At 59.7% G+C, this 6,479-nt stretch carries 6 protein-coding genes; 5 read left to right on the top strand and 1 reads right to left on the bottom strand.

Annotated elements, in window-relative coordinates; all coding sequences use genetic code 11:
* Positions 1-155: 155 nt before the first annotated feature.
* On the bottom strand, positions 156-1,160 hold the full coding sequence (locus AB5Y85_RS13520) for a substrate-binding domain-containing protein (protein WP_005355925.1): 1,005 nt from the start codon (positions 1,158-1,160) through the stop codon (positions 156-158).
* A gap of 434 nt (positions 1,161-1,594) precedes the next feature.
* Between AB5Y85_RS13520 and AB5Y85_RS13515 the strand changes: the two genes are divergently transcribed.
* The 5 genes from AB5Y85_RS13515 (at position 1,595) to AB5Y85_RS13495 (ending at position 6,459) form a co-directional block, all read left to right on the top strand.
* Entirely contained in the window at positions 1,595-2,716 is a 1,122-nt protein-coding gene (locus tag AB5Y85_RS13515) for a branched-chain amino acid ABC transporter substrate-binding protein (RefSeq protein ID WP_257687793.1), read from the top strand.
* Between the two features lie 66 nt (positions 2,717-2,782).
* Positions 2,783-3,709: a high-affinity branched-chain amino acid ABC transporter permease LivH gene (gene livH, locus AB5Y85_RS13510; RefSeq protein ID WP_005339439.1), complete on the top strand. Its 927-nt coding sequence runs from the start codon at positions 2,783-2,785 to the stop codon at positions 3,707-3,709.
* Complete coding sequence (locus AB5Y85_RS13505) at positions 3,709-4,977, top strand: high-affinity branched-chain amino acid ABC transporter permease LivM (RefSeq protein ID WP_005355922.1); 1,269 nt, start codon at positions 3,709-3,711, stop codon at positions 4,975-4,977. The genes livH and AB5Y85_RS13505 overlap by 1 nt, the downstream gene beginning before the upstream one ends.
* Complete coding sequence (gene livG / locus AB5Y85_RS13500; protein WP_005357323.1) at positions 4,974-5,747, top strand: high-affinity branched-chain amino acid ABC transporter ATP-binding protein LivG; 774 nt, start codon at positions 4,974-4,976, stop codon at positions 5,745-5,747. The genes AB5Y85_RS13505 and livG overlap by 4 nt, the downstream gene beginning before the upstream one ends.
* A 10-nt stretch (positions 5,748-5,757) precedes the next feature.
* Positions 5,758-6,459 carry an ABC transporter ATP-binding protein gene (locus AB5Y85_RS13495; protein ID WP_005339433.1) on the top strand — a complete coding sequence of 234 codons (702 nt, stop codon included), beginning with the start codon at positions 5,758-5,760 and terminating at the stop codon, positions 6,457-6,459.
* Positions 6,460-6,479: the final 20 nt, after the last annotated feature.

Genomic DNA, 6,479 nt, shown 5'->3' with positions numbered 1-6,479 from the left:
AGCGAGTAATCGCGCTGTGTCCGTTTCACACCTTGTCCCATCGGGCTCTCCATTTATTGGGGGGAAAGGTGTAAACCATATTCAGGACGGGACAACCCATAAACAAAAACCCCCTCGTGACAGAGGGGGTTTTTCGTGTTGGCAACGGGTGCGGATTAACGCAGCGGTTTGACCGAGCGACGGACGATCAGCTCGGGCTGTACCGTCATCGACTCCACTTCCAGCTCCTTGTTGCGGATCCGGCTGACCAGATGCTTCACCGCCAGCTGGCCCAGTTCGGCCTTCGGGTGACGGATGGTAGTCAGCGGCGGGCTGGAGAAGCGCGCCATCTCCACATCGTCGTAGCCGATGATGGAGATATCGTCCGGCACCTTGACTCCCGCTTCCCAAGCAGCGCAAATCGCGCCGATCGCCATGGGATCGTCGAAGGCAAAGACCGCGGTCGGACGAGGCTGCAGGGCCAGGATGCGCTGCATGGCATCGAAGCCGCTCTGGCTCTCGTAATCCCCTTCAAAGACCTGTTCATCTTTGAGGGTCAGACCGTGCTCGCCCAGCGCATCACGTACCCCGTCCAGTCGCTGCTGGGTGGTCGGCTTGGAGAGCTGGCCAGTGATGCAGACGATGTCGCGGTGTCCCAGCTCCAGCAGATGGCGTACGGCCATGCGGGCGCCGATGCGGGCGTTGTCGTTGATGACGTTGGCGAAATCGCACTCCGTGCCCCAATCCAGTACCACCTGCGGCACGTTCTTGTGGATGCGCAGCATGTCACGCAACGGGGTGTCGATATCGGTACCCAATACCAGCAGTCCATCCACCCGTTTTTCCATCAGCATTCTCAGGTAATGCTGTTGGCGAGGCGGCTGGTTTTCGGTGTTGCAGAGGATCAGGCTGTAGCCCTGTTCGAAGCAGTACGCTTCAACCCCTTGCACCACTTCTGCGAAGAAGGGGTTTACGCTGGTGGTGACCAGCATACCAATGGTCTTGGTCGAATTTATTTTAAGACTGCGCGCTACCGAGTTGGGCGCGTAGTTGAGTTCTGCCACCGCCTCAATCACTTTCTGGGTCGCGTCTTCGCTGACCCGCCGAGTGTGGTTGAGCACATGTGAGACGGTGGAGATGGATACGCCTGCGCGCGAGGCGACATCCTTGATAGTGGCCATCTCTGTCTCCTGACTGTCAAAGGCGGAACATTAGCAGATTTCCCGAATAAAGGCTTGGTTTTAACGAGCTCTGCCACGGAATTGTCAATGCCGGCTAATTTAGGCGCTCATTTCTGTTTGCGCAAATGGATTCTGGTCAAAATGGGAGCGCTGTCAGAGTAAAATATCGCCAGATTAATCCTCTGGCGTTTGTCAGAATCGCCTCTCGTTACCAAGATGTTAAGTCAATAAATCGAAATTAAGCTCTGATTAGCCGAAAATAACAGGTCATTTATTTCAAAATCCGCCCATCCAACCCCCTCTGGTTAGTATCTTTAACAGCTTGTTATTGCCCCGTGAGGAATGATAGAACCATACCTATAGCCGGATGCACGGGATGTAGATCCGGAATGGCACACGGAAATGAAACAATCCACTGATTAAGGGACGAATCAATGCATAAGTTGAGCAAAATCACAGTTGGCGCAGCGGTTTCTTTGGCTCTGTTTGGATCGATCTCCATCGCCCACGCGGCAGACACCATCAAGATAGGTATCGCAGGCCCGGTCACCGGCCCGGTCGCCCAGTACGGGGACATGCAGTTCACCGGCGGCAAGATGGCGGTAGAGCAGATCAACAAGGCTGGCGGCATCAATGGCAAGCAGATCGAAGCGGTCGTCTATGACGATGCCTGCGATCCCAAACAGGCGGTGGCCGTTGCCAACAAGGTGGTGAACGATGGCGTCAAGTTCGTGGTCGGCCACCTCTGCTCCGACAACACCCTGCCCGCCTCCGACATCTATGAAGACGAGGGGATCCTGATGGTCACCCCTGCCTCCACCAACCCCAAGATCACCGAGCGCGGTTACCAGCTGACCCTGCGCACCATCGGCCTGGATAGCGATCAGGGCCCGACTGCCGCCAAGTACATCATCGAGCAGGTCAAACCCCAGCGCGTGGCCGTTATCCACGACAAGAAGCAGTATGGCGAAGGGATCGCTTCCAGCGTCAAAGCGGCGCTCGACAAGGCTGGCGTGAAAGTGGTGGCCTTTGAAGGGATCACCGCCGGTGACAAGGACTTCTCCGCCCTGATCGCCAAACTGCAGAAAGAGAACGTCGATTTCGTCTACTACGGCGGCTATCACCCTGAGCTGGGCCTGATCCTGCGTCAGGCTGGCGAGAAGGGGCTGAAAGCCAAGTTCATGGGCCCGGAAGGAGTCGGTAACAAGGATATCTCCGCCATCGGTGGCCCGGCTTCCGAAGGCCTGCTGGTGACCCTGCCGAACAAGTATGATCTGGTGCCTGCCAACGCTCCGCTGGTGGCGACGTTCAAGGCCAAGGGTCAGGACTCCTCCGGCCCGTTCGTCTGGACTACCTATGCCGCGGTGCAAACCCTGGCAGCCGGTATCGCCAAGGCGGGTGAAGATGACCCGGCCGCCGTTGCCGCCGCCATCAAGGCTGCGCCGATCGATACCGTGATGGGCCCCCTGACCTGGGCACCGAACGGTGACCTGAAAGGCTTCGAATTCGGTGTGTTCCAGTGGCACGCTGACGGTACTTCCAGCCAAGTCAAATAATCTGCCGATCGGGGGTGAGTACGCTCACCCCCTCCTCTCTTTGCGGGCAAGTACAGGGAACGCAGTATGTCCGAACACCTCCTCTATCTGGTTCAGCAACTGCTGAACGGATTAACCATAGGCAGCACCTATGCGTTGATCGCCATTGGCTACACCATGGTCTATGGCATCATCGGCATGATCAACTTCGCCCACGGCGAGGTGTACATGATCGGCTCCTATGTCGCTTTTATGGTGATGGCGGGGCTCATGATGATGGGCATCGACAGCACCTTTCTACTGCTGGGAGGCGCCTTCCTGGTCAGTATCATCATCACCGGCACCTATGGCTGGAGCATCGAACGGGTCGCCTACCGGCCACTGCGCGGTGGCAACCGGCTGATCCCTCTCATCTCCGCCATCGGCATGTCGATCTTCCTTCAGAACATGATGCGGATGGCACAGGGCTCGCGGGATATCGCCATGCCCAGCCTGATCTCCGGCGGCTGGACCCTGGGGGGTGAGGATGGCTTTCAGGCCAGCCTCTCCTATATGCAGCTGATCATCTTCGTGGTGACTTTCATCACCATGCTGGCGCTGACCCAGTTCATCGGCCGCTCCCGCATGGGCCGCGCCTGCCGCGCCTGTTCGGAAGATATCAAGATGGCCAACCTGTTAGGGATAGACACCCATGTAGTCATCTCCATCACCTTCGTACTGGGGGCTGCGCTGGCCGCCGTCGCCGGGGTGCTACTCGGTATGTATTACGGCGTCATCAACCCCTACCTCGGCTTTATGGCCGGTCTGAAGGCCTTCACTGCCGCTGTATTGGGCGGTATCGGCAGCATTCCGGGCGCCGTACTGGGCGGCCTGCTGCTCGGCGTGGTTGAAGCGCTCACCGCCGGTTATCTCAGCACCGAGTACAAGGATGTGATGGCGTTTGCCCTGCTCATTTTTGTGCTGCTCTTTATGCCGACCGGCATTCTGGGTCGTCCGGAAGTGGAGAAAGTGTGATGAAACATCAATTTATCCACGCCTGTATCGCCAGCCTGGTGTTGCTGGTGCTCTCCTTCTGGCTGCTCGGCTTCAAGCTGGAGACCGATGGCTCCAGCCTGCAGGTAGTGAGCCGCCTCGATGTGTCGCTGGCCTGGCTACTGGGGGGCGCCACCCTCGTTTTCTGGTTCCAGATGCTGCGCGGCCAGATCGCCAAGCTGTTTCAGGCCTCCATCAGCGGCTTCTCGGTCGGCTTCACCAAGCTGGTGCTGCCGAGCCCGGAAGAGGCGCCCAAGCTCTATAACCTCACCGCCGTGCTGGTGCTGCTGTTTGCGGTGAGCTGGCCCTTTATGGCCTCTCGCGGCGCCATCGATCTCGCCACCCTCACCCTGATTTACATCATGCTGGGGCTGGGGCTGAACGTGGTGGTCGGCCTCGCCGGTCTGCTCGATCTCGGCTATGTCGGCTTCTACGCGGTCGGCGCCTACAGCTATGCCCTGCTCAACACCTACTTTGGGTTGAGCTTTTGGGAGTGCCTGCCCATCGCCGGGCTGATGGCCGCGACCTTCGGCTTCCTGCTCGGTTTCCCGGTGCTACGGCTGCGGGGGGACTATCTGGCCATCGTCACCCTGGGTTTTGGCGAGATCATCCGCATCCTGCTCAACAACATGACCACCCTGACCGGCGGCCCGAACGGCATATCCGGCATCCCCAAGCCGACGCTGGGGGGGCTGGAGTTCAACCGCACCGTCAAGGATGGGGGCTTTGATACCTTCCACAACTTCTTCGGCATTACCTACAACGCCAACCACAAGGTGATCTTCCTCTACCTGATGGCGCTGGTGCTGGTGGTGGTGACCCTGTTCGTCATCAACCGCCTGCTGCGCATGCCCCTTGGCCGCGCCTGGGAAGCGCTGCGGGAAGACGAGATCGCCTGCAAATCGCTGGGGCTCAACCCCACCATCATCAAGCTGACCGCCTTCACCATAGGCGCCACCTTCGCGGGCTTTGCCGGCAGCTTCTTTGCCTCCCGGCAGGGCTTTATCAGCCCGGAATCCTTCGTCTTTATCGAGTCGGCCATTGTGCTGGCGATTGTGGTGCTGGGTGGTATGGGCTCCCAGATCGGGGTGGTGCTGGCTGCCATCGTGATGACGGTGCTGCCGGAGCTGGCCCGCGAATTCAACGAGTACCGCATGCTGATGTTCGGCCTCTTGATGGTGTTCATGATGATCTGGCGGCCACAAGGATTGCTGCCGATGACCCGTCCGCATCTGGAGTTGAAGAAATGAGTACTCATCAGAAGTTAATGGAAGTCTCTGATTTGTCGATGCGCTTCGGGGGCCTGCTGGCCGTCAACGGGGTCAAACTGGATATCGACAAGGGCGAGGTGATCTCCATCATCGGCCCCAACGGCGCGGGCAAGACCACCATCTTCAACTGCCTGACCGGCTTCTACAGCCCGAGCGGCGGCACCATCCGCTACAAGGGTGAAGAGATCCAGGGGCTGCCCGGCCACCTCATCGCCCGCAAGGGGATTGTGCGTACCTTCCAGCACGTGCGGCTGTTCAAGGAGATGACAGCGGTGGAGAACCTGCTGGTCGCCCAGCACCAGCACCTCAACACCAGCTTTATCGCCGGTCTGTTCAAGACCCCGGCCTTCCGCCGGGCGGAGCAGGAGGGGCTGGAGCGGGCCGCCTTCTGGCTGGATAAAGTGGGCCTCAAGGATCTTGCCAACCGCGCCGCCGGTAATCTGGCCTACGGTCAGCAGCGCCGCCTCGAGATCGCCCGCTGCATGGCGACCCGTCCCGAGCTGCTGATGCTGGACGAACCGGCTGCCGGCCTCAACCCGAAGGAGACCGACGAGCTGGACGAGCTCATCATGAGCCTGCGGGACGAATTCGGGGTCTCGGTGCTGCTGATCGAGCACGATATGAAGCTGGTGATGGGTATCTCCAACCGCATCTTCGTGGTCAGTCAGGGCACCCCGCTGGCCCACGGCAAGCCGGATGAGATCCGCAACAACCCGGCAGTGATCAAGGCCTATCTGGGCGAGTCGTAAGGAAAACAAGATGTTAGAACTTCGCAACGTATCGACCCACTACGGCAAAATTCAGGCACTGCACGATGTCAGCGTCGAGGTGAAAGAGGGGGAAATCGTCACCCTGATCGGCGCCAACGGCGCAGGCAAGACCACCCTGCTGATGACACTCTGCGGCGAACCCAAGCCCAGCAGCGGCTCCATCTGGTTTGAGGGGGAACAGATCAGCTCCCTCACCACCGCCCGCATCATGCGCAAGGATATCGCCGTGGTGCCGGAGGGGCGCCGTATCTTCGCCCGCCTGACTGTGGAGGAGAACCTGCTGATGGGCGCCTTCTTCGTCGACAAGGCCGAACAGCACGGGTTGCTGGACCAGGTGTTCACCCTGTTCCCGCGCCTGCACGAACGGCTGGAACAGCGGGCAGGCACCATGTCCGGCGGCGAGCAGCAGATGCTGGCCATCGGCCGCGCCCTGATGAGCAAACCGCGCCTGCTGCTGCTGGATGAACCCTCGCTGGGGCTGGCCCCCATCGTCATCCAGCAGATCTTCGACACCATAGAGCAGCTGCGCCAGAAGGGGATGACCATCTTTCTGGTGGAGCAGAACGCCAACCAGGCGCTCAAGCTGGCCGACCGCGGTTATGTGCTGGAGAACGGCCACGTGGTGCTGCAAGACACAGGGGCAGCCCTGCTGGCCAACCCGGCGGTACGGCAGGCCTATCTGGGCGGTTAACCCACTGACCCGCATGCCAT

Source organism: Aeromonas sp. R3-1 (assembly GCF_040908345.1).
In the GTDB taxonomy this organism is placed as follows: Bacteria; Pseudomonadota; Gammaproteobacteria; order Enterobacterales; family Aeromonadaceae; genus Aeromonas; species Aeromonas veronii.
This window is presented reverse-complemented; position numbering and strand designations above follow the sequence as displayed.